Genomic DNA, 24,704 nt, shown 5'->3' with positions numbered 1-24,704 from the left:
GATACCGAATATTCGTCAGATGTGCGCGACTACCCCGGAAATGGCGCTGAGCGCCGCCTATCGCAAGGCGCAGCGGCTGCTGGCGGCGTGGCTGGAGCGCGACCGGACAGCCCACAGACAGGTATTTACCCTGCGCGCGGCCATCGCCGGCCTGGATGCGCGGGACCAGCACAGCCTGTCGCGCTGGCTGGCCTGGCTGGACGTGGCGGCGATCAGCCGCGGCGAGTCGATCCTGCCGCGCCTCTGGCGGCTGGATCCGGCGCTGGGCACGAGTACCGAACTGGCGCTTGCGCAGTTGCCCGTCGGCATCGCCGGAGAGACCCTGCGCAAACGTCGAAAAAGCGCCTAAGTGTCCGCGGACACAGGCACTTGCATGACTTACGTCAGATCGTTGCGATGACTTCCGGCACTTCGTACCACAGGGCGCTCACCGCACCCTAACCATTGTCGAAACAGGGTCTAAACGCTTATCCTTTTTGACCTTTTTTCGATCCATACAGGCACTTTTTTCATGGCGATGAACTTCGATCAGGCGCGTCAAAACATGGTTGAGAACCAGGTGCGCCCCTGGGAGGTGCTGGATGGCCGTGTGCTCGAGGTGCTGGGCCGCGTGCGCCGCGAAGATTTCGTCGCGCCGGAACACCGCCAGCTGGCCTTCGCCGATCTGTGCCTGCCGATCGGCCATGGCGAAGTGATGATGAAGCCGGTGCTGGAAGGCCGCGTGCTGCAGGCGCTGGCGCTGAAGCCGGAAGACCATGTGCTGGAAATCGGCACCGGCTCGGGCTTCCTGACCGCCTGCCTGGCCAGCCTGGCCGAGCGCGTCACCAGCGTGGACATCCATCCCGATTTCACCGCCGCCGCGGGCCAGCGCCTGCAGGCCGCGGGCATTAATAATGTGCAGTTCGCCACCGGCGAGGCGATCGAAGGCTGGCAGCCGCAGGGCAGCTTCGATGCCGTGGTGGTAACCGGCGCCATGTACCGTATTCCCGATCGCTTCCTCAGCTGGCTCAAGCCCGGCGGCCGCCTGCTCGCCATCCGCGGCGAATCGCCGGTGCAGCAGGTGATGCTGCTGACCAGCGAAGGCAGCAACCGTTATCGCGAAGAAAGCGTGCTGGAGACGGATCTGCCGTATCTCGCGCACGCCGCTCCTCCCCGTCGTTTTGTTTTCTGATTTCCCCGCAACCGACCCCGACCCTACGAGGCGAACCATGCGCTTGAAGCTTCTGACCCTTGCCCTGTCCCTGGCTGCAGTGTCCCTGCCCAGCCATGGCGAGGATTTGCTGGATGCATATCGTCAGGCGCGTGCGAACGACCCTGTGCTGGCACAGGCCGATGCGACCCGCCTCGCCATTCACGAACAAGTGCCGCAAGCACGCGGCCTGTTGCTGCCGCAGATCAACGGCACCCTGGGGCTGCAGCAGCAGTCCAGCAGCGGTGGCAGCAGCAGTAGCAGCAGCGACTCGGGCGTGTCGCGCGACGACCTCGGCCATACCCGCACGCGCTCGATGTCGGTCGAGCTGGACCAGACCATCCTCAACCTGGCCGACGTAGCAAACCTGCAGGCCGCGCACTCCACCTCCGACTCGCAGCAGCAGACCTACGAGGCCGCCGCGCAGGAACTGTTCGTGCGCGTCGCCACCGCCTACTTCACCATCCTCAACGACCAGGAACAGCTGAAGTACGCCAAGGCGAACGAAGAGGCCTACCGCGTTACCTACGACCAGGCCGAGCAGCAGTACAAGGTCGGCATCGCCGCGGTCACCAACGTGTACCAGGCCAAGTCGTTCTATGAGGCGGCCAAGGCCACCACGATCAGCGCGCAGAATACGCTGGAGAACGATCGCCAGGCGCTCACCGTGATCACCGGCCAGCCGGTCGGCGAACTGAAGGTGCTGCGTTCCGACCTGCCGATGGAAGCGCCCGCGCCGAACGATCCGCAGCAATGGGTCGACAGCGCCATGAAGAACAACCCCACCCTGCTGGCGGCGCAGCTGAGCGTCGACGCGGCCGAACATAGCGTCAACGCCGCCCGCGCCGGCCATCTGCCGACCATCACCGCCAGCCTCAGCCGCGGCAAGAGCACCACCTGGCTGGAGAACGGCAGCTACAACGCGATCACCAACGGCGGCGCCGGCAACGGTCGCTGGGGCAACACCATCGGCGTCACGCTGTCGGTGCCGATCTTCTCCGGCGGCATCACGCAGTCGAAGGTGCGCCAGGCCCTGTACGAGCGCGACGAAAGCCAGGATTCGCTGGAACTCACGCGCCGCCAGACCACGCAGAACACCATCAACTACTACAACTCGGTGATGGCTGGCATCAGCGAAGTGCAGTCGGGCAAGGCCGCGGTGGAATCGGCACAGGAAGCACTGGATGCCACCAAGGCCGGCTTCCAGGTGGGTACGCAGATCATGCTGGACGTGCTGACCGCGATTCAGACCCTGACGCAGAACCAGAGCACCTACTCCGCCTCGCGTCATCAGCTGGTGCTGAATCGCCTGCTGCTGCGCGAGTCGGCCGGCACCATCGATTACAAAGATATGGAATACGTCAACTCGCTGCTGCAGCAACCTACCGCGCAGTGAACGAAAAAGGCCGGGGAAACCCGGCCTTTTTTTATTCCTGCAGCATGCGGTCGATCAGCTTCATGACTCGCCCTACCGCACCGCGCTCGCTGTCGAATACCACGCGTGCCTGACAGCCCATCTGCTTGCGACGCGCTTCGTCATGCAACAGATCCAGCACCTGCGCACCCAGCAATTCGCTTTGCAGCACCCGCTTGGCGCCGCCGCCGCGGATCAGGCTGAGGGTGATTTCCTCGAAGTTGAACGTGTGCGGCCCGACCAGCACCGGCCGCGCCAGCGAGGCTGGCTCCAGCACGTTGTGGCCGCCGATCGGCACCAGGCTGCCGCCGACGAAGGCCAGGTCCGAGGCGGCAAAGAACGGCATCAGCTCGCCCATGCTGTCGATCAGGAAGACCTGGTGTGAAGCGCCCGGCACACGGTCGACGCTGCGCGTGGCAGTGGCGAAGCCCAGGCTGCGCACCGAATGCTCAACCGCGCGGAAACGCTCCGGATGCCGCGGTGCGATCAACAGCAGCGCGTCGGGCACGCGCTTGAGCACTTCCAGATGCGCCTCCAGCACGGCCAGCTCTTCGCCTTCGTGGGTGCTGGCGGCGATCCATACCGGCCGCAGATGTCCCCATTGCTGGCGAAACAGCGCGCCGCCTTCCAGGGCACCCACCGGCACCGGCATGTCGAACTTGAGATTGCCGCTGACCGTGACCTGGGTCGGATCCGCGCCCAGCAGGCGATAGCGTGCCGCGTCGGTGCGCGATTGCGCCGCAATCTGCCGCACGCAGCGCAGAGCCGAGCGCAGCAGGGCGCGCATCGGCGCATACCCGCGCAGCGAACGGCCGGACAGGCGCGCATTGACGATCATCAGTGGAATGCCGCGCCGATAGCAGCCGAAATAAAGATTCGGCCAGATTTCGGTTTCCACGATCAAGGCCAGGCGCGGCCGCACCTGGGACAGAAAACGGTGCACCGAAAACGGCAGGTCGTACGGCAGATACACATGGAACACGCTGTCGCCGAACAGCTGCTGCACGCGGGCCGAGCCGGTCGGCGTAACCGTGGTCACCACCAGCGGCGCATTCGGATAATCCACCCGCAATGCCTTGATCAGCGGCTCGGCCGCATTCACCTCGCCCACCGACACCGCGTGCACCCAGATGCTGCCGCGCAGCTCCGGCGCCTTGAAAATGCCGAAGCGCTCCGGCCAGCGCTGGTGGTAATTGCCGTAGCGCATGCCACGCGTGAGCAGCCGCATCACGATGATCGGCGTGGCCAGGTACATGAGGAGCGTATAGAGGTAGCGCAACGGACATTCCCGGTCGTGACACGAAAGTATAGGGGACGCGATGCACGGCCCACGCCGCCGCGGCCCGCGCTTCGCCCCCGACGTTCAGCCGCTACAATGCGACGGATGCCCGGAACACCCCGACCTGTCTTTACCCGCTCCCTGCTCGCTCCACGCCTCTGGCCGGCCTGGTTCGGCGTAGGCGTGATGAAACTGCTCGCCATGCTGCCGTTCAAGGCGCTGATGGGTGTGGGCCGCGCGCTGGGCGCGGTGATCGAACGCTATCCGTCGCCGCGGCGCAAAGTGGCCGCCACCAATATCGCGCTGTGCTTTCCCGAGCTCGATGCCAAGGCGCAGGCCGCGCTGGTGGATGCGCATCTGCGCGACATCGGCCTGATGCTGATCGAATTCGCCCTGGGCTGGATGGGCTCGGACCGCGCCATTGCCAAGATCCCGGTGCGATTCGAGGGACTGGAGCACTTGCAGGCTGCGCATGCGCAAGGCCGCGGCGTGCTGCTGGTCGGTGGCCATTTTTCACATCTGGAACTGTGCGCGCGGCTGGTCTCGCAGCGCATCCTGATCGCCGGCATGTACCGGCGCATGGACAACCCGGTATTCGAATGGGCGGTACTGCGCGCACGCCTGGGCTACGCCAAGACCATGTTCGAAAAAGACGACATCCGCGGCACCGTGAAGTACCTGCGCAGCGGCGGCACGCTCTGGTACGCACCCGACCAGGACATGCGCAGCAAAGACAACGTATTCGTGCCGTTCTTCGGCGTGCCGGCGGCCACCATTACCGCTACCCACCATCTGGCGCGCATGTCCCAATCGGTGGTGATCCCGTTCTTCCATCGCCGCCTGCCGCACGGGCAGGGTTATGTGCTGCGCCTGGGGGCACCGCTGGAAGGCGTGCCCAGCGAGGATGCCCAGGCCGACACCGACCGCGTCAACCGCAGCATCGAGCAGATGGTGCGCGAGGCGCCCGAGCAATACCTGTGGGTGCACAAGCGCTTCAAGACGCGCCCGGAAGGCTATCCGCAGATCTATTGAACGGCGGCCGACAGGCCGGCGACAGCGTTGCCGGGTAGATAAGCAGGCTGGCTTTTTCCCCCCGCAGCTGTCTCCATGCCCAACCACCGTTCCGCCCCCACCTGCGCAGTCCTGCCCGGCAGCTCCGTTTGCCGTAAGATCCTGCGTCCGGCTGACTGGGAGTGCGCATGAGCGCGAGCGCGGGATGGCAGGCCCAGGCCTGCCCGATTTTCATGTACCACAACATTGCCCAGGCCCCGCGCGGCCTGCGCCGCTGGCGCAGCCTGTACGTGAGCCCGAGCGCGTTCGCGCGGCAGATGTGGCTGCTCAAGCGGCTGGGCTATACCGGCCTGTCGATGGCCGATGCGATGCCCTATCTGCGCGGCGAAAAGCACGGCCGCATTGCGGTGGTCACGCTGGACGACGGCTACGTCGACAATCTCGAGGCGGCGCTGCCGGTACTGCAGCGCTATGGCTTCACCGCCACCTGCTACGTGGTCAGCGGCAGCATCGGCCGCCATAACGACTGGGATGCAGACAAGCTCGGCATCCAGAAGCCGCTGATGACCTCGACGCAACTGCGCGCCTGGCATGCCGGCGGCATGGAGATCGGCGCGCACACCCGCAGCCATCCGCGCCTGACCCAATGCAACGACGCGCAACTGCGCGACGAGATCGCCGGCAGCAAGGCAGATCTGGAAGATCACCTGGGCGCACCCGTCACCCAATTCTGCTACCCCTACGGCGACATGAATGACCGGGTCGCCAAAGCGACCTACGCGGCCGGCTACGACGCCGCCACCACCACTCATCGTGGACGCGCCGCCGCCGGCATGGACCTGTGGCGGCTGCCGCGTGTGCAAATCGCACGACACCATGCGCTGCCGCAGTTCGCCCTGCGCGCCTTTACCAATTATGAGAATCGCCGCGCATGAAATTCCTGTTCGTGGGAACCAACCCGGAAAATACCGGGGCGGCGACGCACTTCATCGCACTCGCGCAGGCGATGGTCGAAGCCGGCCATCAGGTCAGCGCGGTGGTCTATCCCAATGGCCTGATCGCCAATCACCTGGCCAGCTCAGGCGTGCGCCTGTATCCGGCCAGGTTCCGCAATGTATTCGACCTGCGCGGCTACTTCGCCACGCTCAAGGCGGCACGCGAACTCAAGCCGGACTGGCTGGTGGGCAACTTCGGCAAGGAGTACTGGCCGCTGATCCTGCTCAGCCGCCTGCTACGCGTGCCGGTTGCATTGTTCCGCCACCGCACGCCGCCGATGGGGCGCGTTTCCGGCTATCTGGTGCCGCGCCTGGCGCAGCGCTTTTTCGCCGTTTCCAGCCATGCGCGCCAGGCCTATCTGGATCGCGGCGTGCCGCCGCAGCTGGTGCGCGTGCTGTACAACCCGGTGAACATGCAGTGGTGCCGCCCGGATGCGCAGCGCCGTGCGGACATTCTGCACAAGCTCGGCATGCCGCAAGACGCGATCGTGCTCGGCTATTTCGGCCGCATCCATCACAGCAAGGGCATCTTCACCCTGCTCGAAGCGCTGGATGGCGCGATGGCGCAGGAACCGCGCCTGCACGGCATGTGGCTGGGCCATGGGCCGGATGCGCAGCAGCTCGGCGAACGCATCGAGGGCGGTTCCTTCGCGCACCGCCATCACATGCTCGGCTGGATCGACGACGTGCACCCGTACTACAGCGCGATCTCGATGCTGGCCTTTCCATCCATCGCTACCGAAACCTTCGGGCGTGTATCGGTGGAAGCGCAGGCTGCCGGCGCACCCGTGCTGGGCAGCAATATCGGCGGCGTGCCCGAAACGCTGTCGTCCAACGTCACCGGCCTGCTATTGCCGCCGGACAACGCAGCCGCCTGGCGCAATGCGATCGTGCGCATGTGCGATCCGGCCGTGCGCGAACCGATGGGGGTGGCGGCACGCGATTTTGTCGACCGGCATTTCAGTACGCGAGTGGTGGCCGACGAATTCGTGCGAATCCTCGGCGATCGCTGACCGTAGGTTGGGTTAGCGCAGCGTAACCCAACAATGCCCGATCGCTTCGATGAAGATACGTTGGGTTACGCTGCGCTAACCCAACCTACGTCGGCGCGCTTCGTGCAACTTGGCGTATTTCAGGAACACATAGAACGCGCCCAGCATGCTGGCGATAAAGCCCGCCCAGCCGTTGAGGAAATACCGCTTCAGCAGGAACTGCCGCAGAAAGAACAGCGGCGGATACACCACCATGCGCAGCCCGGTAAAGCGCTGCCCACGCCGCAGCTTGTGCGCCACCATCCCGCTGCTGTAGCGATTGATTTTTTCCACGCGGGCAGCGATATCGCCATCGCCGTCGTTGACGAAATCGGCGCCCCATAGCGTCTTCACCGGCCCGCGCACTTCCACCGCCGCGTGCACCTCTACATCGTTCATGCCGCCGCGCTGGCGATTGAACAAGCGCAGGTGGCCGTTGCGATGACTCCAGCGGTGCTGCACCGTCCAGAACATGCGCTCGCGCCGCGGCAGCCGGAAGCCCGCATGCTGGGGATCTTCCAGCGCACGTTCGATGATCGCCCGCGTGCCCGGCGACAGGATTTCATCCGCGTCGAGATTCAGGATCCAGTCGTTGCGCGCCATGTCATAGGCACGCTGCTTTTGCGGGCCGTAATCGTCGAACGGATGCACGTCCACCTGCGCACCATGCATGCGCGCAATGGCCACGGTGCTGTCGGTGGAGCCGGAGTCGAGCACGATGATTTCGTCCACCCAGTCCACTTCGCGCAGACAGGCATCGAGCGTGTCGGCGTTGTTGTAGGTGATGACAACGACGGAAAGCGGTTCACGTGCCATGGCGCGGCTCCTTGCCCGCAGCATAGAGCGCCGCGCACCACAGGCCCAGCAGCCAGGCGAACAGCAGACCCCACCAGGCCGAATAGAAGGCCAGATGGGTATTGAGCGGAAACAGCATCACGCCCAGCGCCAGTGTGACCGGAAAGGCGTCGTTACGGCCGCGCGGACCTGCGCGCCGCCAGGCCTGCACGGCGATACCGACACCGATCAGCCATAGCAGCAAACCCACCGCCCCCGTCTCGGTCAGGATCTCCAGCAGCAGCTGATGCGGATGGCAGGCGCCTACGCCATCGCCGCAATTCTCGGCCAGCATGAAGTGATCGTTGGCCGGCGCGAACTGCGGATAGGCATAACGGAAATCGCGCACGCCGACGCCGGTGACCGGATGCGCCGCGATCATCGCCACGCTGTTGCGCCAGATATCCAGCCGCCCGGTGCTGGCCTCGTTGAGATCCTGCTCGCTGCCGCCCAGCGCGGCGAGCGTGTGCTGCATGCGTGCATCGAAGCGGGTAGAGGTTTTCCAGGCGATGCCGCCGGCCGCCAGCACGACCACCGCCGCCAGGGCACAGGCCGCGAGAAAACGCAGTGCCGAACCTGCTTCGCGCCACAGCCACGCCAGTACCACCAAACCGAAGCAAAGCCAGGCGGCACGCGAACCACTGAGCATGATCGGCCCCAGCAGCAACAGCAGCGCCACGATCAGGCCGCGCCGCTGCCAGCGCGCACGCGCCGCCCACAGTGCGAACGGCGACAGCACCGCCAGCGTCGGCCCCAGCTTGGGATCGTCGGCGCCGAACAGGCCGGAAATACGTTCCGCTTCGGCGTGGCCGCGCAGGCTCCAGCCGGTCAACATCTGCATCCAGGCATCCAGCACCCAGCACGCGATCAGCACCGCCATTGCCATATAGAAACCGCGCAGGCGTGTTTCGCCGCGCATGGCGTAGCAGGCATAAGCACCCAGGGGGATGTAGCGCAGCAGCGCCAGCACCGTGGACCAGCTCTTGCCCGGCATGATCGCGCTGAAGGCGGAAAGCAATGCCGCGCCGATATAGCAGCCCAGCAACAGCAGCAGCAGGCGAATACCGGGATCGCGGCGCAAGGCATCGCGGTCGCGCAGCCACGCCAGCACCACGCCAGCGGTGCACAGCAACGTACCCAGCTCCGCACTGCGCCCGAACGGCAGCAACACCGCCAGCAGCCATAGCGGCAGCAGCGGCGAGCGCAGCCAGTTTTTCAATGCGGCGGAGGGAGGATGCATGCCGGATCCGGATAACGGTCCGCACATTGTAGGCGACTCGGCGAGGCGCCCGAGACCGGTTAGGCCGCTACTTCCTCATACAGCGCCAAGGCGGCGCGCTGCATATCGATCAGGCGATAGCGCTGCAGCGGCGGAATCGGTGGCGCCACGCGCAGCAGCTCGGCAGCACGTTCCACCAGCCGTTCGCGATCGCCAGGCGGTACGCGCCCGGCCGGATAGAGTTCGGCCAGCAATTCGCCCACGCCACCGTGCGCATAGCCCAGCACCGGGCGGCACAACGACAACGCTTCCACCACGGTGCGGCCGAAGGCTTCGGGCTTGTTCGACAGTTGCAGCACCAGCGCCGACATGGCGTAGATGTCGCGCACATCGTCCCGCGGCGGGGTCAGCACCACTTGGCCGGCAATGCCGCGCGCCTTGATCAGGTCGCGCAGCTCGCTCACATAGGCTTCGCGGCCGGGCTCGATCACGCCCAGCAGCAGCAGGCGCGTTTCGATACCGCGCTGCTTGAGTTCGGCCACCAGCTCGATCGCGTCGTGATGGCCTTTCAGGCGCGTGCCGCGCCCCGGCAAGGTCAGTAGCGGTGCGCCGGCCAGGGCGGGGAACTCATTGAAAAAGGCTTTCTGCCAGCTCTCATCCGGCCGGTGGCCGTACGGAAACGCTTCCGGATCGATGCCGCGCGGAATGATGCGGATGCGCGCCGGATCGAGCTTCAGATAGTGGCTGAGCAGGTAATCGCGCACCGTCTGCGAGACCACCACCACACGCTCGCCGCGCAGCATGATCGCGCTATAGCGGCCCGGCGAATTGAGCCCATGCACGGTGGTGACGAAATGCGGGCGGGGCGACATGCCTTTCAGCGCCCACCAGCCCAGCCAGGCCGGCAGCCGCGAGCGCACGTGCACGATATCCGGCTTCAGCTCGCGCAGCACGCGGCGCAGGCGCCACAGCTTGCCCAGGGTGGACAACGACTTGCGACCGATGTCGAGGGTGATGTGCTCGCTGCCTTCGGCTTCCAGCTGCGCGGTCATGCGGCCGCCGGCGGAAATCACCACCGAGCGATGGCCGGCCTGCACCAAGGCCTGGCCCGCTTCCAGCACCGAACGCTCCGCGCCGCCTGCGCGCAGCGCAGGGATCAGCTGCACAACAGTCAGCGCCCTGGCCGGTGTGGCGGCAACGGACATGATTCCCTCATTCGCGACTTTCATCCGGTAAAACAAGCACTAATCGTGCCGCCCGGCGCCTCGTGCGCCGGGATGTCTGCCGCGGTTCAGTCGCGCAGGACGTAATGTGCGCCGCAGTAAGGACATACGGACTCGCCGCCGTCCTCGACGATGGGCAGATAGACCTTCGGATGCGAGTTCCACAGGGCCATGCCGGGCATAGGACACGACAGGGGCAGGTCCGAACGCGTCACTTCATAACGATTTTCGGCATTCGCCAGGATGGGCTTGGCCGTGGCAGAGGAACCCGACATGGGATGTTGCTCCGGGATAAAACGGATGGGCCGGCTAGTTTAGCAAGGGATGCGGCCCGCAGCGTGAGGGTGTGCCGGAACACACCCTCGCGCCTTGTTTCGATCGGCAAGCAGCGCTTACTGGCCGGCCTTCGGCACCGAGCCTTCGGTGGTGATGGTCAGCTTGATCTCGTCGCTGACCTTGGGCACATACGCGCCCAGGCCGAAGTCCGAACGCTTCAGCGTGCCGCTGGCGTTGAAGCCGATCGACTGCGCGCCGGTCATCGGGTGCGGGCCGACATTGTTCAGCGTGGCATTGAGCACCACCGGCTTGGTCACGCCGTGCACGGTCAGGTCGCCGGTCACCTTGTAATGCTTGCCGCCCAGCGACTGCACGCTGGTGCTCTTGAAGGTGATGGTCGGGTACTTGTCGGCATCGAAGAAATCGGCTTCCTTCAGGTGCTTGTCCAGCGCCGGCACGTGGGTGTCGAGGTTGCTGAGCGGCATGCTCACTTCCACCGTCGACTTGGCCGGATCGGCCTGGTCGAACACCACGGTGCCGTTGGCGATGCCGATGTCGGCCACCGGGTTGGAGAAGCCGAAGTGGCTCCAGCTGAACAGCACCATGGTGTGGCCCGGGTCGAGCTGGTAGGTGACCGGGGCGGCCTGGGCCGACATCGCTGCGCCGAGCAGACCGGCCAGCATCACATAACGGAAAGTACGCATTGAAGAATCTCCTGCTTCAATCGGTAGGGGGTGGTGGTGAGGGAGGCGTACGCGACGCCGATTCGAATGACACGGACTGCAAACCTTCCAGCTCACGCAAGGCATCGGCCAGATTGACCAGCTGATCGTTGCGCAAGGCCGGACCAAAAATGAGATCCACCAGGTCGTCGCCATCTTCCTGCCGGCGCAGCACGATCTTCCGCAGCGGCAGATGCCCGCGCGACACGATCGCCTCCACCGAGCCCAGCGCCGCGGTGTCGGACAGCCGCAAGCGCAGGCGCGGCGGACCGGAAGCTGGCCGTCCCCAGGCCGAGAGCTTGCGCTCCAGCGGCTTGAGCATGGCCAGGATCAGCCAGATCACCGCCGTGGCAATCACCGCCGCGGCCACCATGCCGCTGCCGGCGGCCAGGCCAACCGACGCAGTCGCCCACAGGCCGGCAGCCGTGGTAAGCCCGCGGATGATCTGCTCGCGCTGCAGGAACATGATCGTTCCCGCGCCGAGAAAACCGATCCCGCTGACCACCTGTGCCGCGATACGCGAAGGATCCAGCACCACGTTCTTGCCCAGCACATCGTGGAAACCGAAGGCGGAGACGATGATCGCCAGCGCGGCCCCCACGCATACCAGCATGTGGGTGCGCATGCCCGCGGCCCATTCCTTGCGGCTGCGGTTGAGCCCGATCACCGCGCCCAGCGCGGCGGCCAGGGCGATGCGCAGAAACACCTCGAATGCGTCGATCATCGCTGGAGGATAGCCCAGGTGGCGGATGGCGGAACCGACATGATTCCGCCGCTCCGGCCTTATTCCACGCGGACGGCTTCTTCGAACGACAGCCTCGGGCTGCGCGGGAAGAAGTCGCGGCTGGTGTCGCCATAGCCGATGTTGATCAGGAAGTTCGACTTGATCGAAGTGCCGGCAAAGAAAGCCCGATCCACGCCGTCGTTGTCGAAGCCCGACATCGGGCCGCAATCCAGGCCCAGCGAACGCGCCGCCATGATCACGTACGCACCCTGCAGGGTGGCGTTGCGGAACGCGGTGCGGTCGATCAGTTCCTGGTTGCCGACGAACCAGCTGCGCGCATCGGCATGCGGGAACAGCTGCGGCAGCTTTTCGTAGAACGCGTGATCGTTGGCCACGATCGCGGTGACCGGTGCCGCCAGCGTCTTGGCGCGATTGCCCTCGGACAGGAACGGCTTGAGCTTTTCCTTGCCCTCGGCGGACCGCACGAATACCAGCCGCATCGGCGAGGAGTTGGCGCTGGTCGGGCCGAACTTCGCAAGTTCGTACAAGGCATGCAGCTGCTCATCGCTCACCGCCTTGGGCAGGAACGCGTTGAAGGTACGGGCCTGGCGGAACAACTGGTCCAGTGCTGCCTCGGCAAGCTTCTCGCTCATCGGTATCCTCTGCATGACAACGCGCCGGCGCCGGCGCAACAGCCGCAGAGTGTAAGCGCAAGCGGTATCGGCCAGAGGTCAACGGGACGGAACGAACTGTGCAGAATCCGACCACAATCGCCCCGGATCCCACGGCCCTCCCGGCCACGGCGGCCAATCCATGAGCAATGCCACCCTGCCGGGCGAGTGCTGGGCAATTACTGACCATGCCGCTGGCAACCAGCGCCAGGCCCTGGCACTGGCCGAGCGGCTGGGCATGCCGGTGCGCCATCTGGTGCTGTCGCCGCGCGCGCCATGGTCATGGCTGTCGCCGCGCATGCTGCCCGGCGGCCGCCTGGCCTTGCCGCGTGCGCAGCGCCATGGCTTCGCAGCGCCATGGCCCAGTGTGGCGATCGGCTGCGGCCGCAGCGCCGCATTGTTCACCCGCATGCTGCGCAAGCTCAGCGGGCATCACTGCCACACGGTGCAGATCCTCGATCCGCGCCTGGATCCTGCGTATTGGGACACGGTCATCGCACCGCGCCACGACCGGCTCACCGGCGCCAATGTGCTGAACCCGCTCGGTTCGCTCAATCCCATCGACGAGGCCTGGCTGCAGGATGGCCGCGATGCCTTTCCGGCACTGGGCAAGTTGCCGGGCCCGCGCGTGGGCGTGTTGATCGGTGGACCGCGCCAGGGCATTCGCATCGACGTCGACTATGCACAGCAACTGGTCGCGCAGCTGCTGCAACGCCAGCGCAGCGAAGGCGGCAGCCTGCTGGCCCTAGTCTCGCGCCGCACACCCGCCGCGGTCATCGACACCGTGCACAACGCCCTGCGCGATGTGCCCGGCATGTTCTGGGCCGGCCCCGACGATGGCAGCAATCCTTATCCCGGCGTACTCGGCTGGGCCGACCGGCTAGTGGTGACACCCGATTCGGTCAACATGCTCAGCGAAGCCTGCGCCGTGGGCTGCGCCGTGCAGACGCTGGTGCTTGACCCGCTGCCGGACAAGCTCGCACGGTTTCATCAAAGCCTGCGCGAAGCGGGATTGCTGCATGGCATGGACAGTGATTCGCCTGCGCATCAGACGCCGTTGCGTGAAACCGCAGGCATCGCAGATGCGTTGCGTAAACGTATCCGGGCTGTTTGAGCATTTATTGGATGAAGGGACAAGGCCACTTTTGGGGCCGCAATGGCATCCATCAACGCGACGTGTACGGGTAGATAGGGCCGAAGGCACAAACATCTGTTGGGTTACCCCGGATCAAGTCCGGGGTAACCCAACCTACGCGGGTGCATCGCGGTGCGATGGGTGTTGGGGCAAGCGCGTGCAACCCCACCCCAACCCTCCCCTACTGACGTAGGGGAGGGAGCTGATGACGCGAGATTGAATGTGGCGCACTACACAACGTGCGAAGAACCTCACGCTCTGACCGGGCCCCTGGGGAGCGGTGAAGGGTGGGAGGACAGGCCCCGCAGGGGGCCGAAAGCGCTGCAGGCAATCCCCAAACCAGCGACATGCGCAACCAGGGCACAGACACTTGTTGAGTTCCGCGACTAACCGAAACACCCTTGCTAAAAAGCAAAACCCAGCGCCCGCGTCACCGCATTCACATCGCTGCACAAGGCCTCCAGCTCCGCATCACGCGGCGCGATGCGCGAGCGCAGATCCAAGGTGCACAGCAACGCACGCCGCAGAAGTTCGGCGTGCGCCACGCTGAGGCAATTGGCCTGCGCCATATCCAGCAGCCCCGCATCGCGGCAGGCTTCGATCAAACCCGCATTGGCGGTGATCGCCAGCAACCCGGGCGCCCTGGCAGCATGCGCCAGCACCAGCCCCTGCAAGGCGAACTCGATATCCAGCAAGCCACCGTGGCCTTGTTTCAGATCGATCTGCGCAGCATCGGAGCGATCGCGTTCGGCACGCCAGCGCTGGCGCATATTGCTGACCTCGGCCAACACCGCCGCCGGCTCGCGTGTCACCGCGAGCGTGCGGCGCCGTACTTCCGCCAGCTCCGCATTCAATGCCGCATCGCCGGCTACCGGCCGTGCACGCAGCAGGGCCTGATGCTCCCAGGTCCAGGCACGGCTTTCCTGGTAGGTGACGAACGCTTCCAGGCTGCCGACCAACAAACCCTTGGAACCATCCGGCCGCAAGCGCGTATCCACTTCGTACAAACGCCCCGCCCGCGTCAGCACCGTCAGCCAGTTCATCACGCGCTGAGTCAGGCGCTGGTACCAGCGCGAGCCATCCAGCGGCCGCGCGCCGTCACTGGTTTCCTGCGCGCGCTGGCCATCGAACACGAACACCAGATCCAGATCGGACGCAAAGCCCAGTTCTTCGCCGCCGAGGCTGCCGTAACCCAGCACGGAAAATCCCGAGCCCTGTCCCGGCAGGCGGCCATGCTGAGCAATCACTTCGCGTTCGGCCAGCGCGGCCACCGCATTCACCACCGCCTCGGCGAGCGCCGCCAGCCGTCGTGCCGTGGCCACCGCATCGGCACGGCCATCGTTGAAGGCCAGCCCGAGGCGAAAGGCAATGCTCGATTTGAATTCGTTGATGCGCTCCAGCTCGGCTTCCGCCTCGCGCTCGTCCAGGGTGGTCAGCACATGGGCGATTTCGGCGCTGATATCCGCGCGCTTGAGCGGCAGCTGGTCGATGCGCGGATCGAGCACGTCGTCCAGCAGCAGCGGCTGCGCGATGACGCGCTCGGCCAGAAAAGCGCTGTCGGCGAACAATTGCGCCAGGCGTTTGCGTGCCGCCGGCTGCTCTTCCAGCAAGGCCAGGTACGACGGACGCCGCGCCACGGTCTGGATCAGCCGGCACAAGCGCAGCAGGCACGCCACCGGCGCAGCGGTCTGGCGCGCCACGACCAGCAACTGCGGCATCAGATGGTCGAGCTGCTCGCGGGCACGCGCCGACATCGCGCGCAATTGCGCGGCCTGCGGCAATTTCAACAGCGCATCGGCGGCATCGGCGCCCGGGGTGAAACCGGATGCCTCCATCAGCGCTGCCGTCAGCGATTCATCGCAGGCCTGTTTCCATAGCACCGCATCGGCGGCCGGCACGCTGGCCTTGGCGCCGCCTTCGGGCATCAGCACCGCAGCGAATTCGGTGGCGACGATATCGCGGTGGCGGGCCAATTCTTCGGCCAGCGGCTCCCACGCCGGATAGTCCAGGCCAAGTGCTAAGCGTTCGCGCGTCAGCGCGTCGTCGGGCAGGTCGTGCGTCTGCGCATCGCGCAGCATCTGCACACGGTTTTCCAGCTTGCGCAGGAATACATAGGCCTCGCGCAGCGCCCGCGCGCGGGCCGCCGGAATATGCCCGCGCGCTTCGCAGGCGGTCAATGCCGGCAGTAGGCCGCGCACGCGCAGGCTGGGCTCGCGGCCGCCGCGGATCAACTGAACCAGTTGGACGATAAATTCGATTTCGCGAATGCCGCCGGGACCCAGCTTGAGATTGTCGGCCAGGTCCTTGCGCGCCACTTCCGCGTCGATCAGCGCCTTCATCTCGCGCAAACCGGCAAAGGCGGTGTAATCGAGATATTTGCGATACACAAACGGCCGCAGCATCTCCTGCAGTTGCTTGCCCGCGCCGCGATCGCCCGCCACCGTGCGCGCCTTGATCCAGGCGTAGCGCTCCCAGTCGCGCCCTTCGCGCTGGTAGTACTGCTCCATCGCGGTGAACGGCAGCGCGAGGCGGCCGGCGTTGCCGAACGGACGCAGGCGCAAATCCACGCGTGCGCAGATGCCGTCGGTGGTCGGTTCGTGGAGCAGCCGCACCAGTTGCCGCACCAGCCGCACGAAGTATTCGCTGTTATCCAGTGCACGGCTACCGTCGCTTTCACCGCCTTGCGGATAGGCCAGCACCAGATCGATGTCGGAGGAGAAATTCAGCTCCGCACCGCCGAGCTTGCCGAAGCCGATTACGATCAGCCGCTGCAGGCTGCCGTCTTCGCCGCGTGGATGACCGTAGCGCGAGGCCAGCATGCGCTCCGACCAGGCCAATGCACTGCCCAGCAGGGCCTCATACAACACACTGGTGGCCGACAGGATTTCCGGCAGTTCATCCAGGCCGTTGACGTCGCGAAATACCAGCCGCAGCGCTTCGGCGTGGCGGAAGCGGCGCAAGGCCGTCATGCATGCCGCTTCGTCCGTATCGAGCTTCAGTGCATCGATACGCGCCGCCGCGTCGCTGCCGGAACGCAGCCGTTCCAGGCCTTGCGGCGATAGCAGTTGCGGCTGGCTGCGCCAGGTCTCGAACGCGAAATCGCTGGCCAGCAGCGTGCGACGAATGCGCTCGGCTACGCCGGCATCGTCGTGCAGGGGCACGCCGGCGGCACGGCAGCGGGCGACCAGCTGAGCGTAGCGGTCGTCGATCAATGCGCGCAGCGCGGACGATTCGGCGGGGGAAGCGGTGACAGGCATCTGCGCATTATGCCCACATCCTTTCTGGCCATCGCCCCGGCATGCCAGGCCGGCGGATGCCTGCGCCGCGGCTCAGCCCGATCCGACAGACCCGCTCCGGCAGAGCGGCGAAGGTAGTGGGCAGCACATTATCGAGGCCAACCGCCCATGCAAGGACGCTCCATAACCTCCGCACAGGATCCGCACCTGCCGCATGCCCCGCTCAAGCCAGGCGAACAAGGCGAGCTGATCCGGCAGCTGCAACAACACCTGGCCGTACTCGGCTATCACGATATCGACGGACCGCTGCGCATCGATGGCGTATTCGGCGAATACACGCGCCATGCCGTGGAGGCGTTTCAATACGACTACGGCCTGAAGGCCAGCGGCATCGTCGATCAGCTGACCTGGACAGCGCTGAAGCACGCCAAGTGCGCGCATCGTTCGTTCGAGCAACGGCGGCATTCGCGTGCTGCGGCCTACGAGGCGAGTCTGTACAAGCCCGGCTATCCGCTCCGACGACGGTAATCAGGCCTCCAGCCGCCGCCATGGCCCGATGGTGACCGGGCCGGCGGACGGCTGCTGCGTCACTTCGGCCTGCGCACGCACCTGCCCGTCGCGATCCAGACCGAACATGTGCAGGGCCTGGAACTGCACGCTGAGCGTTTCGTCCGCGGTCACGCCGTGGCGCGCGCCATCGCGTGCACTCCAGGCCGCTTCCAGCGGCTCGTCCACGCCTTGCAATTGCAAAGCCGCGCGGGTCATGCCGGCGACTTGGCGCACACTCAACACGCGTGCCGGCAAACCCTCACCCTGCCGTGCGGCCGGAACGATATGTTCGGGCCGCACGTGTACGACAATGCTGTGCACATCGCCGCCGAAGCCTTCGAGCCGCCAGGCCTGGCCGAGCACGTGCAGCGCGGCACCTTGCCGTTCGCCTGGCAGCGCCTGGCCGCGAGCGATAAAACGTGAGGCGAAGGGCGTGGCCGGATGCTGGTAGATCTGCTCCGGCGTACCGATCTGCTCGATGCGTCCGCGGTTCATCAGCACTACGCGGTCGGCCATTTCCAGCGCCTCGTCCTGATCGTGTGTGACGAATAGCGAGGTGATGCCCAGCGAGCGATGGAAGTCGCGCAACCAGCGGCGCAGATTCACGCGTACCTGCGCATCCAGCGCGCCGAACGGCTCGTCCAGCAGCAACAACCGCGGTTCGATCGCCAACGCACGGGCCAAGGCCACACGCTGCCGCTGGCCGCCGGACAACTGCGCCGGATAGCGTGCTGCCAGCGATTCCAGCTCCACCCGGCGCAGCAATTCTTCCACCCGCGCCTTGATCGCCGCCGCCTTCGGCCGCAGCCGCCATGGCTGCACACGCAGGCCGAAGGCGACGTTCTGCGCCACCGTCATATGCGGAAACAGCGCGTAGTGCTGAAACACCAGGCCGACGCCGCGACGGCGTGCATCCAGCGCCAGCAGGTCCTGGCCGTCGCGCTGCACACTGCCGGCGTCCGGCTGATCCAGGCCGGCCAGCACGCGCAGCAGGCTGGTCTTGCCGGAACCGGAAGGACCGAGCAGCGCGACGAATTCGCCGTCGGCGATGCTGACGCTGACATCGTCCAGAGCCGCGAACTGGCCGTACTGGCGGCGCAGATGGGAAATCTCGATAGCCATGCCGTTCCTCAATACCCCGCGCGCATGTCGCCGCCATGCCGCCACTCCAGCAGGCGCTTGATGCCCAGCGTGACGACCGTCAACAGCGCCAGCAGTGACGCCACTGCAAAGGCGGCGGAAAAATTTTCTTCGTAGAGTTGATCCACCTGCAGCGGCAGCGTGTTGGTGATGCCGCGCAGATGGCCGGATACCACGTATACCGCGCCGAATTCGCCCATCGCGCGCGCATTGCATAACAACACGCCATACAACAGCGCCCAGCGCACACGCGGCAGGGTGACGCGGAAGAAGATCTGCCAGCCGTGCGCGCCGAGCGTCAGCGCGGCCTCTTCCTGCTCCGAGCCTTGCGCCTGCATCAGCGGGATCAGTTCGCGCGCCACAAACGGCAAGGTGACAAATACCGTCGCCAGCACCAGCCCCGGCAACGCGAAGATCACCTGCCAGCCATGTGCTTCCAGCCATGCGCCGAGCCAGCCGTATTTGCCGTAGACCAGAATCAGCATCATGCCCGCCACTACTGGCGAGACCGAAAACGGCAGGTCGATCAAGGCGCCAAGCAAGGCTTTGCCGCGGAACTGGAAATGCGTCATGCACCACGCCGCCGCCAGGCCGAAGACCAGGTTCAATGGCACCGCGATCGCCGCCACCGTCAGCGTCAGCCGCACCGCGGCGAGCGTATCCGGCTGGCGAATCGCCGCGACATAGAACGCTACGCCCTGACGCAAGGTTTCGGCAAAAATCGCCAGCAGCGGCAGCACCAGAAGCCACGCCAGTACGGCGACCGCTGCCAGCACCAGCGCAGCGCGTGCGATACGCGTCGTCCACGCCGGACGACCACCGATCGATACCACCGCGGCAATGGCAGCCATCAGCGCAACCTCGCCCAGCGCCGGGCCCGGCGCTGCCAGGCGGAGATCGCCACCAGCAGCAGCAAGGACGCTGCCAGCATGACGGCGCCGAGCGCAGCAGCGCCGCGATAGTCGTATTGCGAATCGATCTTCTGCACGATCAGGTAAGGCGTGATTTCGGTGCGGAACAGGCGATTGCCCGAAATGAACACCACCGAGCCGTATTCGCCGATCGCGCGCGCCAGCGCGAGCGCGTAGCCGGTCAGCAAGGTCGGCCACAGCAGCGGCAGCAGCACCCGGAAGAAACGCTGCGCCGGCGATGCACCCAGGATATAGGCCGCCTCTTCCAGATCGTGCTCAAGACTTTCCAGCACCGGCTGCAAGGTACGCACCACGAATGGCAGGCCCACGAAGACCATCGCCAGCAACACACCTAATTGGGTATAAGCCACCTCGATGCCGAACGGCACCAGCCGGCTGCCCAGCCATCCGTTTGGCGCATACAGCGCGGTCAAGGCAATGCCGGCTACCGCTGTGGGCAACGCAAAGGGCAGATCGACCAGGGCATCGCACAGGCGCCGCAGGGCGAAGCGATAGCGCACCAGCACCCAGGCCACCAGCAGTCCCAGCACCATGTCGATCACCGCCGCCAGCAAGGCGGCTCCGAAACTCAGCCGCAGCGACGCCATTACCCGCCGTGTGCCCACCTGCGCCCACCATCCTGACGGCCCCAGCTCGCAAGCCGTCCATACCAGTGCCGCCAGCGGCAGCAGCACGCAACTGCCCAGCGCGGCCAGGGTGTAGCCCACGCTCAAGCGGAATCCTGGCAGCACGTGGCGCGTCATCGGCGGCTCAATGCTGGCCTTCGGTAATCTGGTCGAACACGCCGCCATCGGCGAAATAAGCCGCCTGCGCCTTGCGCCAGTCGCCGAACTGCTCGGCCAGGGTGAAGGTTTTCACTGCCGGAAATTGCGCCGCATAACTGGCCGCCACCGAGGCCAGGCGGGGGCGGAAGAAATGCTTGGCGGCAATCGCCTGGCCCTGCGGACTGTAGAGAAATTGCAGATAAGCCTGCGCGACTTTCTGCGTGCCGTGCGCCGCGACCACGCTATCGACCACCGCCACCGGCGGCTCGGCCAGGATGGTCGACGAAGGCACCACGATGTCATAGCTGCCCTTGCCGAACTCCTGCTGCGTGAGCAGGGCTTCGCTTTCCCAGGCGATCAGCACGTCGCCGATGCCCCGCTGCACAAAGGTATTGGTGGCGCCACGCGCACCGGTGTCCAGTACCGGTACGTTCTTGTACAGCGCGGTGACATAGGCGCGCGCCTTGGCATCGCTGCCGCCTGGCTGGCGCGCTGCCCAGCCGTAGGCAGCGAGAAAATTCCAGCGTGCGCCGCCGGAGGTTTTCGGATTGGGCGTAATCACCTGTACATCCGGGCGGATCAGGTCCGGCCAATCGCGGATGTGCTTGGGGTTGCCCTTGCGCACCAGCAATACGATGGTCGAGGTGTAGGGCGAGCTGTTGTCCGGCAGCTTGCTCTGCCAGCCCTTGGCCAGCAGGCCTTTGTCGGCCAGCACATCGATGTCGTAGGCCAGCGCCAACGTCACCACGTCGGCCTGCAAGCCATCCAGCACCGCCCGCGCCTGCTTGCCCGAGCCGCCATTGGATGTGGTGACGGTGACGTTTTCACCCGCCTGCTTCGCCCATTGCGCCTTGAACGCCGCATCCACTTCCTGGAAATACTCGCGAGTGGGATCGTAGGACGCATTCAGCAGGCGCGTCTCGACCGCATTGGCGCAGCCCACGGCAAAGCTGAGCAGCGCGGCCAGGATCAGCAGACTTCGTTTCATGCGAAACAGCTCCTTCGGGCGGGTCGAAAGACGCCCATCATCGACTATAGATTTGGATGTCCAGACGGCTGAAAGGGTGGATCGTCCTATCCATATGCCTTACGCCCCTGCTCTTTCCGCAGAGGTCAGCGCCTGACCCCGATCAGATGAAAATCTCCGCACGCAGCTCGAATACGCGCGGATTGAGCAGCAGCCCGCGCCGATCGCTGTAGGCACGGATGTAGTTGGCCTGCAGCCGCAGATGCGTGCCGACGTACCAGTTGGCGCCGGCCGTCCAGTCATGCTCCCTGCCGCCCGGCACCAGGCCATCGTTGAGATCGAGTTCGCTGTAGCGCAAGGCAAATTCCAGTGCGCCCCAGGGATGCGCGGGAATCACATTGCTGACGTTGCCATCGTGGTACTGGCGCGATTCGCCCGTCACGACCCAGCTGCCGAAGGCGTAGTAGCCATTGAAGTCGTAGCTCGGCTTGCCATTGGCGAAGGTGGTCTGCGCCTGCAGATATTCACTCTGGATCGACCAGGGACCATCGATCCAGAGCCCTTCAAAACCCTGGCGATTGATATGGTCGACGCCGCTGAGCGTGCCGCTGCTGATCAGGGTGACGGTGGTGAGTCCCGCTTCGGGTGGCGTCTTGAAGCTGGCAGTAGCCGGCTGCTGCACACCCAGCGCATTCACCAGGCCGTAGGGACGCTCCTGCGAGACGGCCAGCCCCAGGTGCAACACATGACCCGGCGCATGAATCGGCACCCAGGCCGCGCGCGCGGCCACCGTATGGCCGTGACTCTTGCCCTGCAGGTTTTCGCCGTAATAGCCCAGGCTGGCCAGCCAATGCGTGCGCTGGATCGCCCAGTCGACGCCGATGCGGCGATTCTCGTAGACCGCCTGCGAGGGCAATGCCAGCTCGATAAAGGTGGTTTGGGTGGAGGTAGTCACGCCCTCGAAGCTCACCGGCGTCTTGCTCTGGCCGACGCGGATGGCGCCGAAATCCTGGCCGAGCACAGCCTGCGACTGCAGCCGGAAAAATGCGTCCTGCCATTGCCTGGACTGGAAATCGTAGTAGACCGTCGCGTCATAGACGCCGGGCTTTTTGACGTAAAAGCCCAGATATTTACGCCGATTGGTGTGCGCATCGACAAACTTGCCGTCGTCATGTGAAAAGTCGTTCACGTCGTACTGATAGCGCATCACCAGGCCAAGATCGGTGCCGTCGTTGAACTGCACATGTGTGGGCCAGTGGTTGAGCCAGTCGTAGTCGCTGGTGTCGGCAGCCGCCGGCACGCTTGCCGACAAGGCCAGGGCGGCGATCAAAAGAGGTGTATAGCTCGGTCTTCGCGGCATGGATTCCTCCGGCGCTGCGTCACTGCGGCGCCTCTCGATAGATGAATTCCCCAGGATGCAGCCGCCCGGCCGGGCGTGCTGACGATTCCATGCTGCCGGCCCGGCTTTGCCGGGCGGAAAGGAGGGAATGGCATGCGGATATGCCGCCCCCTCATTTCTTCGCGAAAAAACGAAGTTCTAACATCCTTGAAATCAGATGGACGTCTATACGTCCAGGGATGAAGAACGATGACCGTCGCCACCCTATCGCCGTTGCCGGAAGACAAGCAAGCACTCGCCAGCCGCCTGGTCGAAGGACTCGATATTCCTGCCCTGCACTGGCTCTCCGGTTATTTCGCCGGCGTAGCCGTGCAACGGCTGGGCAGCGGCCGGCAAACGCCTGGCGAAGCCGTGGCGCCTGCAGCCGAAGCGCTGGCGCGCCTGACGGTGCTGTACGGAAGCCAGACCGGCAATGCCAAGCGCCTGGCGGAAGAATTGGGGCGCCGCGCTACTGCAGCCGGGCTCGCGGTACGTGTGGTCCGCGCCGATGCCTATCCGACGCGCGAGCTGAAGCAGGAGCGCCTGCTGTACGTGGTCATCAGCACGCAGGGCGATGCCGAGCCGCCGGACGATGCGCGCGCCCTGCTCGAATTTCTCGGCAGTGCACGCGCCCCGAAGCTCGAAGGCCTGCACTACGCGGTGCTTGGCCTGGGCGATTCGAGCTATCCGCAATTCTGCGCGATCGGACGCCAGTTGGACGAACGTCTGCAGGTACTCGGCGGCCAGCGGCTGTTTGCTGCCGGGGAAGCCGATGTGGATCTGGAAACCGTCACCCAGCCCTGGCTGGAGCAGGCACTGCAGCAGGCGCGCGAGCAGCTGAAGACGTCTGCGCCGCTGGCCAAGGTCACCACCTTGCGCACGGCGCGCAGCACGCCGGCCTGGCATCGCGACCAGCCCTTCGCCGCGCCGCTGCTGCTCAACCAGCGCATTACCAGCCGTGACAGTGATCGCGATGTGCGCCATCTGGAACTGTCGCTGGAAGGCTCCGGCCTGCGCTATGCACCCGGCGATGCCCTGGGCATCTGGCCGACCCAGGCCCCCGCACTGATCGAAGCCGTGCTCGGCACTCTGCAGCTTGATGGCGATGCCCTGGTGCAGGCTGGCGGCGAAGAACTGCCATTGCGCATCTGGCTGGCCGAACGGCGCGAGCTGACCCAGCTCACTCGCCCCTTCTTCGCGGCACATGCCGAGCGCAGCGGCGACCAGTCACTGCGTGAACAGCTGGCGCCGACCGCACGCGATGCGCTGGCAGCAACGTTTTCGCACTGGCAGCTGCTCGACCTGCTGCGCCGCCATCCGGCCGCATGGCAGGCCGATGAACTGGTCGCCGCGTTGCGCCCGCTGGCACCGCGCCTGTACTCGATCGCCTCCAGCCAGTCAGTGGTGGGTGAGGAAGTGCATCTCACTGTCAGCCATGTGGACTACCTGCTCAATGGCGAAGCACGCTGGGGCGCCGCCAGCCGCTATCTCGCACAGCGCGCCGAAGGCGAAAGCGTGCCGGTGTTTATCGAAGCGAACGAACGCTTCCACCTGCCCGCCGACAACGAGCGCGACATCATCATGATCGGCCCCGGCACCGGCGTGGCGCCGTTCCGCGCCTTCGTGCAGGAGCGCACCGAGCGCGGTGCCGCCGGGCGCAACTGGCTGCTGTTCGGTAACCCGCATTTCCACGCCGACTTCCTTTACCAGACCGAGTGGCAGCAGGCATTGAAGAGCGGACAGCTGCATCGTCTCGACCTGGCGTTCTCGCGCGATCAGCAAGACAAGATCTACGTGCAGCATCGCCTGCGCGAACAGGGACGGCGTTTGTACGAATGGCTCGATGGAGGCGCACATCTTTATGTCTGCGGCGACGCCAGCCGCATGGCCAAGGATGTGCACAAGGCGCTGATCGAGATCGTCACCGAGCACAGCGGCCGCACTGCGGAAGACGCCGAGGCCTGGTTGAACCAGTTGATCCAGCAGGGCCGTTACGCCCGCGACGTGTATTGAGG

At 65.5% G+C, this 24,704-nt stretch carries 23 protein-coding genes; 9 read left to right on the top strand and 14 right to left on the bottom strand.

The window, feature by feature from the left end; translation table 11 throughout:
• The first annotated feature begins 19 nt into the window (after positions 1 to 19).
• The 3 genes from IGX34_RS08260 (at position 20) to IGX34_RS08250 (ending at position 2,585) form a co-directional block, all read left to right on the top strand.
• The gene (locus IGX34_RS08260) at positions 20 to 349 is read left to right on the top strand and encodes a hypothetical protein (RefSeq protein WP_192555230.1); all 330 of its coding nucleotides are present in this window, start codon (positions 20 to 22) and stop codon (positions 347 to 349) included.
• 162 nt (positions 350 to 511) lie between these two features.
• The gene (locus IGX34_RS08255) at positions 512 to 1,171 is read left to right on the top strand and encodes a protein-L-isoaspartate O-methyltransferase family protein (RefSeq protein WP_192555229.1); all 660 of its coding nucleotides are present in this window, start codon (positions 512 to 514) and stop codon (positions 1,169 to 1,171) included.
• A 37-nt stretch (positions 1,172 to 1,208) separates the two neighbouring features.
• The gene (locus IGX34_RS08250; protein ID WP_192555228.1) at positions 1,209 to 2,585 is read left to right on the top strand and encodes a TolC family outer membrane protein; all 1,377 of its coding nucleotides are present in this window, start codon (positions 1,209 to 1,211) and stop codon (positions 2,583 to 2,585) included.
• A gap of 31 nt (positions 2,586 to 2,616) precedes the next feature.
• On the opposite strand, the gene waaA is transcribed toward IGX34_RS08250, so the two are convergent.
• On the bottom strand, positions 2,617 to 3,882 hold the full coding sequence (gene waaA / locus IGX34_RS08245; protein ID WP_192555227.1) for a lipid IV(A) 3-deoxy-D-manno-octulosonic acid transferase: 1,266 nt from the start codon (positions 3,880 to 3,882) through the stop codon (positions 2,617 to 2,619).
• Between the two features lie 96 nt (positions 3,883 to 3,978).
• Here waaA and lpxL point away from each other — a divergent pair, with 96 nt between their 5' ends.
• The 3 genes from lpxL to IGX34_RS08230 all read left to right on the top strand — a co-directional run bounded on the left by lpxL (position 3,979) and on the right by IGX34_RS08230 (position 6,901).
• Positions 3,979 to 4,914, top strand: coding sequence for an LpxL/LpxP family Kdo(2)-lipid IV(A) lauroyl/palmitoleoyl acyltransferase (gene lpxL, locus IGX34_RS08240; RefSeq protein ID WP_192555226.1), 936 nt, complete (start codon positions 3,979 to 3,981; stop codon positions 4,912 to 4,914).
• Positions 4,915 to 5,081: 167 nt separating this feature from the next.
• A complete protein-coding gene (locus IGX34_RS08235) occupies positions 5,082 to 5,828 on the top strand; it encodes a polysaccharide deacetylase family protein (protein WP_225737308.1) in 747 nt (248 codons plus the stop codon).
• On the top strand, positions 5,825 to 6,901 hold the full coding sequence (locus IGX34_RS08230; protein WP_192555225.1) for a glycosyltransferase family 4 protein: 1,077 nt from the start codon (positions 5,825 to 5,827) through the stop codon (positions 6,899 to 6,901). Before IGX34_RS08235 ends, IGX34_RS08230 begins: the two co-directional genes overlap by 4 nt.
• 75 nt (positions 6,902 to 6,976) lie before the next feature.
• Here IGX34_RS08230 and IGX34_RS08225 read toward each other — a convergent pair whose 3' ends face one another.
• The 7 genes from IGX34_RS08225 to IGX34_RS08195 all read right to left on the bottom strand — a co-directional run bounded on the left by IGX34_RS08225 (position 6,977) and on the right by IGX34_RS08195 (position 12,570).
• Positions 6,977 to 7,735: a glycosyltransferase family 2 protein gene (locus IGX34_RS08225; protein WP_192555224.1), complete on the bottom strand. Its 759-nt coding sequence runs from the start codon at positions 7,733 to 7,735 to the stop codon at positions 6,977 to 6,979.
• Positions 7,725 to 8,993, bottom strand: coding sequence for an O-antigen ligase family protein (locus IGX34_RS08220; RefSeq protein WP_192555223.1), 1,269 nt, complete (start codon positions 8,991 to 8,993; stop codon positions 7,725 to 7,727). The genes IGX34_RS08225 and IGX34_RS08220 overlap by 11 nt, the downstream gene beginning before the upstream one ends.
• 59 nt (positions 8,994 to 9,052) lie before the next feature.
• The gene (locus IGX34_RS08215) at positions 9,053 to 10,177 is read right to left on the bottom strand and encodes a glycosyltransferase (RefSeq protein ID WP_225737307.1); all 1,125 of its coding nucleotides are present in this window, start codon (positions 10,175 to 10,177) and stop codon (positions 9,053 to 9,055) included.
• A gap of 86 nt (positions 10,178 to 10,263) precedes the next feature.
• The gene (locus tag IGX34_RS08210; RefSeq protein ID WP_192555221.1) at positions 10,264 to 10,470 is read right to left on the bottom strand and encodes a zinc-finger domain-containing protein; all 207 of its coding nucleotides are present in this window, start codon (positions 10,468 to 10,470) and stop codon (positions 10,264 to 10,266) included.
• Positions 10,471 to 10,587: 117 nt separating this feature from the next.
• On the bottom strand, positions 10,588 to 11,175 hold the full coding sequence (locus IGX34_RS08205; protein WP_192555220.1) for a YceI family protein: 588 nt from the start codon (positions 11,173 to 11,175) through the stop codon (positions 10,588 to 10,590).
• A gap of 16 nt (positions 11,176 to 11,191) precedes the next feature.
• On the bottom strand, positions 11,192 to 11,917 hold the full coding sequence (locus tag IGX34_RS08200; protein ID WP_192555219.1) for an MgtC/SapB family protein: 726 nt from the start codon (positions 11,915 to 11,917) through the stop codon (positions 11,192 to 11,194).
• 59 nt (positions 11,918 to 11,976) lie between these two features.
• A complete protein-coding gene (locus IGX34_RS08195; RefSeq protein WP_192555218.1) occupies positions 11,977 to 12,570 on the bottom strand; it encodes a malonic semialdehyde reductase in 594 nt (197 codons plus the stop codon).
• 160 nt (positions 12,571 to 12,730) lie between these two features.
• Here IGX34_RS08195 and IGX34_RS08190 point away from each other — a divergent pair, with 160 nt between their 5' ends.
• Positions 12,731 to 13,702: a mitochondrial fission ELM1 family protein gene (locus IGX34_RS08190; protein WP_192555217.1), complete on the top strand. Its 972-nt coding sequence runs from the start codon at positions 12,731 to 12,733 to the stop codon at positions 13,700 to 13,702.
• Positions 13,703 to 14,127: 425 nt separating this feature from the next.
• On the opposite strand, the gene glnE is transcribed toward IGX34_RS08190, so the two are convergent.
• A complete protein-coding gene (gene glnE, locus IGX34_RS08185; RefSeq protein WP_192555216.1) occupies positions 14,128 to 16,980 on the bottom strand; it encodes a bifunctional [glutamate--ammonia ligase]-adenylyl-L-tyrosine phosphorylase/[glutamate--ammonia-ligase] adenylyltransferase in 2,853 nt (950 codons plus the stop codon).
• Positions 16,981 to 17,127: 147 nt separating this feature from the next.
• Between glnE and IGX34_RS08180 the strand changes: the two genes are divergently transcribed.
• The gene (locus IGX34_RS08180; protein WP_192555215.1) at positions 17,128 to 17,487 is read left to right on the top strand and encodes a peptidoglycan-binding domain-containing protein; all 360 of its coding nucleotides are present in this window, start codon (positions 17,128 to 17,130) and stop codon (positions 17,485 to 17,487) included.
• Here IGX34_RS08180 and IGX34_RS08175 read toward each other — a convergent pair whose 3' ends face one another.
• The 5 genes from IGX34_RS08175 to IGX34_RS08155 all read right to left on the bottom strand — a co-directional run bounded on the left by IGX34_RS08175 (position 17,488) and on the right by IGX34_RS08155 (position 22,671).
• On the bottom strand, positions 17,488 to 18,630 hold the full coding sequence (locus tag IGX34_RS08175) for a sulfate/molybdate ABC transporter ATP-binding protein (RefSeq protein ID WP_192555214.1): 1,143 nt from the start codon (positions 18,628 to 18,630) through the stop codon (positions 17,488 to 17,490). It abuts the gene before it with no gap.
• Positions 18,631 to 18,638: 8 nt separating this feature from the next.
• On the bottom strand, positions 18,639 to 19,499 hold the full coding sequence (gene cysW, locus IGX34_RS08170; protein WP_192555213.1) for a sulfate ABC transporter permease subunit CysW: 861 nt from the start codon (positions 19,497 to 19,499) through the stop codon (positions 18,639 to 18,641).
• Positions 19,499 to 20,323, bottom strand: coding sequence for a sulfate ABC transporter permease subunit CysT (gene cysT / locus IGX34_RS08165; protein WP_192555212.1), 825 nt, complete (start codon positions 20,321 to 20,323; stop codon positions 19,499 to 19,501). The genes cysW and cysT overlap by 1 nt, the downstream gene beginning before the upstream one ends.
• A gap of 7 nt (positions 20,324 to 20,330) precedes the next feature.
• The gene (locus IGX34_RS08160) at positions 20,331 to 21,332 is read right to left on the bottom strand and encodes a sulfate ABC transporter substrate-binding protein (RefSeq protein WP_192555211.1); all 1,002 of its coding nucleotides are present in this window, start codon (positions 21,330 to 21,332) and stop codon (positions 20,331 to 20,333) included.
• Positions 21,333 to 21,474: 142 nt separating this feature from the next.
• Entirely contained in the window at positions 21,475 to 22,671 is a 1,197-nt protein-coding gene (locus IGX34_RS08155) for an OprO/OprP family phosphate-selective porin (RefSeq protein WP_192555210.1), read from the bottom strand.
• Positions 22,672 to 22,899: 228 nt separating this feature from the next.
• On the opposite strand from IGX34_RS08155, the gene IGX34_RS08150 reads away from it, so the two are divergent.
• Positions 22,900 to 24,702 carry an assimilatory sulfite reductase (NADPH) flavoprotein subunit gene (locus IGX34_RS08150; RefSeq protein ID WP_192555209.1) on the top strand — a complete coding sequence of 601 codons (1,803 nt, stop codon included), beginning with the start codon at positions 22,900 to 22,902 and terminating at the stop codon, positions 24,700 to 24,702.
• Positions 24,703 to 24,704 lie beyond the last annotated feature (2 nt).

Origin of the sequence: Dyella acidiphila, assembly GCF_014863405.1 — a bacterium.
Taxonomy (GTDB): Bacteria; Pseudomonadota; Gammaproteobacteria; order Xanthomonadales; family Rhodanobacteraceae; genus Dyella_B; species Dyella_B acidiphila.
Note: the sequence above shows the minus strand (reverse complement) of the source record. Positions and strands in the feature narration are given on the sequence as shown.

Excerpts from the sequence above, each read along its gene's own strand:
- IGX34_RS08260 (WP_192555230.1), top strand. The coding sequence starts at position 20 with ATGTGCGCGACTACCCCGGAAATGGCGCTGAGCGCCGCCTATCGCAAG.
- IGX34_RS08255 (WP_192555229.1), top strand. The coding sequence starts at position 512 with ATGGCGATGAACTTCGATCAGGCGCGTCAAAACATGGTTGAGAACCAG.
- IGX34_RS08250 (WP_192555228.1), top strand. The coding sequence starts at position 1,209 with ATGCGCTTGAAGCTTCTGACCCTTGCCCTGTCCCTGGCTGCAGTGTCC.
- lpxL (WP_192555226.1), top strand. The coding sequence starts at position 3,979 with ATGCGACGGATGCCCGGAACACCCCGACCTGTCTTTACCCGCTCCCTG.
- IGX34_RS08235 (WP_225737308.1), top strand. The coding sequence starts at position 5,082 with ATGAGCGCGAGCGCGGGATGGCAGGCCCAGGCCTGCCCGATTTTCATG.
- IGX34_RS08230 (WP_192555225.1), top strand. The coding sequence starts at position 5,825 with ATGAAATTCCTGTTCGTGGGAACCAACCCGGAAAATACCGGGGCGGCG.
- IGX34_RS08225 (WP_192555224.1), bottom strand. The coding sequence starts at position 7,735 with ATGGCACGTGAACCGCTTTCCGTCGTTGTCATCACCTACAACAACGCC.
- IGX34_RS08220 (WP_192555223.1), bottom strand. The coding sequence starts at position 8,993 with ATGCATCCTCCCTCCGCCGCATTGAAAAACTGGCTGCGCTCGCCGCTG.
- IGX34_RS08215 (WP_225737307.1), bottom strand. The coding sequence starts at position 10,177 with ATGTCCGTTGCCGCCACACCGGCCAGGGCGCTGACTGTTGTGCAGCTG.
- IGX34_RS08210 (WP_192555221.1), bottom strand. The coding sequence starts at position 10,470 with ATGTCGGGTTCCTCTGCCACGGCCAAGCCCATCCTGGCGAATGCCGAA.
- IGX34_RS08205 (WP_192555220.1), bottom strand. The coding sequence starts at position 11,175 with ATGCGTACTTTCCGTTATGTGATGCTGGCCGGTCTGCTCGGCGCAGCG.
- IGX34_RS08200 (WP_192555219.1), bottom strand. The coding sequence starts at position 11,917 with ATGATCGACGCATTCGAGGTGTTTCTGCGCATCGCCCTGGCCGCCGCG.
- IGX34_RS08195 (WP_192555218.1), bottom strand. The coding sequence starts at position 12,570 with ATGAGCGAGAAGCTTGCCGAGGCAGCACTGGACCAGTTGTTCCGCCAG.
- IGX34_RS08190 (WP_192555217.1), top strand. The coding sequence starts at position 12,731 with ATGAGCAATGCCACCCTGCCGGGCGAGTGCTGGGCAATTACTGACCAT.
- glnE (WP_192555216.1), bottom strand. The coding sequence starts at position 16,980 with ATGCCTGTCACCGCTTCCCCCGCCGAATCGTCCGCGCTGCGCGCATTG.
- IGX34_RS08180 (WP_192555215.1), top strand. The coding sequence starts at position 17,128 with ATGCAAGGACGCTCCATAACCTCCGCACAGGATCCGCACCTGCCGCAT.
- IGX34_RS08175 (WP_192555214.1), bottom strand. The coding sequence starts at position 18,630 with ATGGCTATCGAGATTTCCCATCTGCGCCGCCAGTACGGCCAGTTCGCG.
- cysW (WP_192555213.1), bottom strand. The coding sequence starts at position 19,499 with ATGGCTGCCATTGCCGCGGTGGTATCGATCGGTGGTCGTCCGGCGTGG.
- cysT (WP_192555212.1), bottom strand. The coding sequence starts at position 20,323 with ATGACGCGCCACGTGCTGCCAGGATTCCGCTTGAGCGTGGGCTACACC.
- IGX34_RS08160 (WP_192555211.1), bottom strand. The coding sequence starts at position 21,332 with ATGAAACGAAGTCTGCTGATCCTGGCCGCGCTGCTCAGCTTTGCCGTG.
- IGX34_RS08155 (WP_192555210.1), bottom strand. The coding sequence starts at position 22,671 with ATGCCGCGAAGACCGAGCTATACACCTCTTTTGATCGCCGCCCTGGCC.
- IGX34_RS08150 (WP_192555209.1), top strand. The coding sequence starts at position 22,900 with ATGACCGTCGCCACCCTATCGCCGTTGCCGGAAGACAAGCAAGCACTC.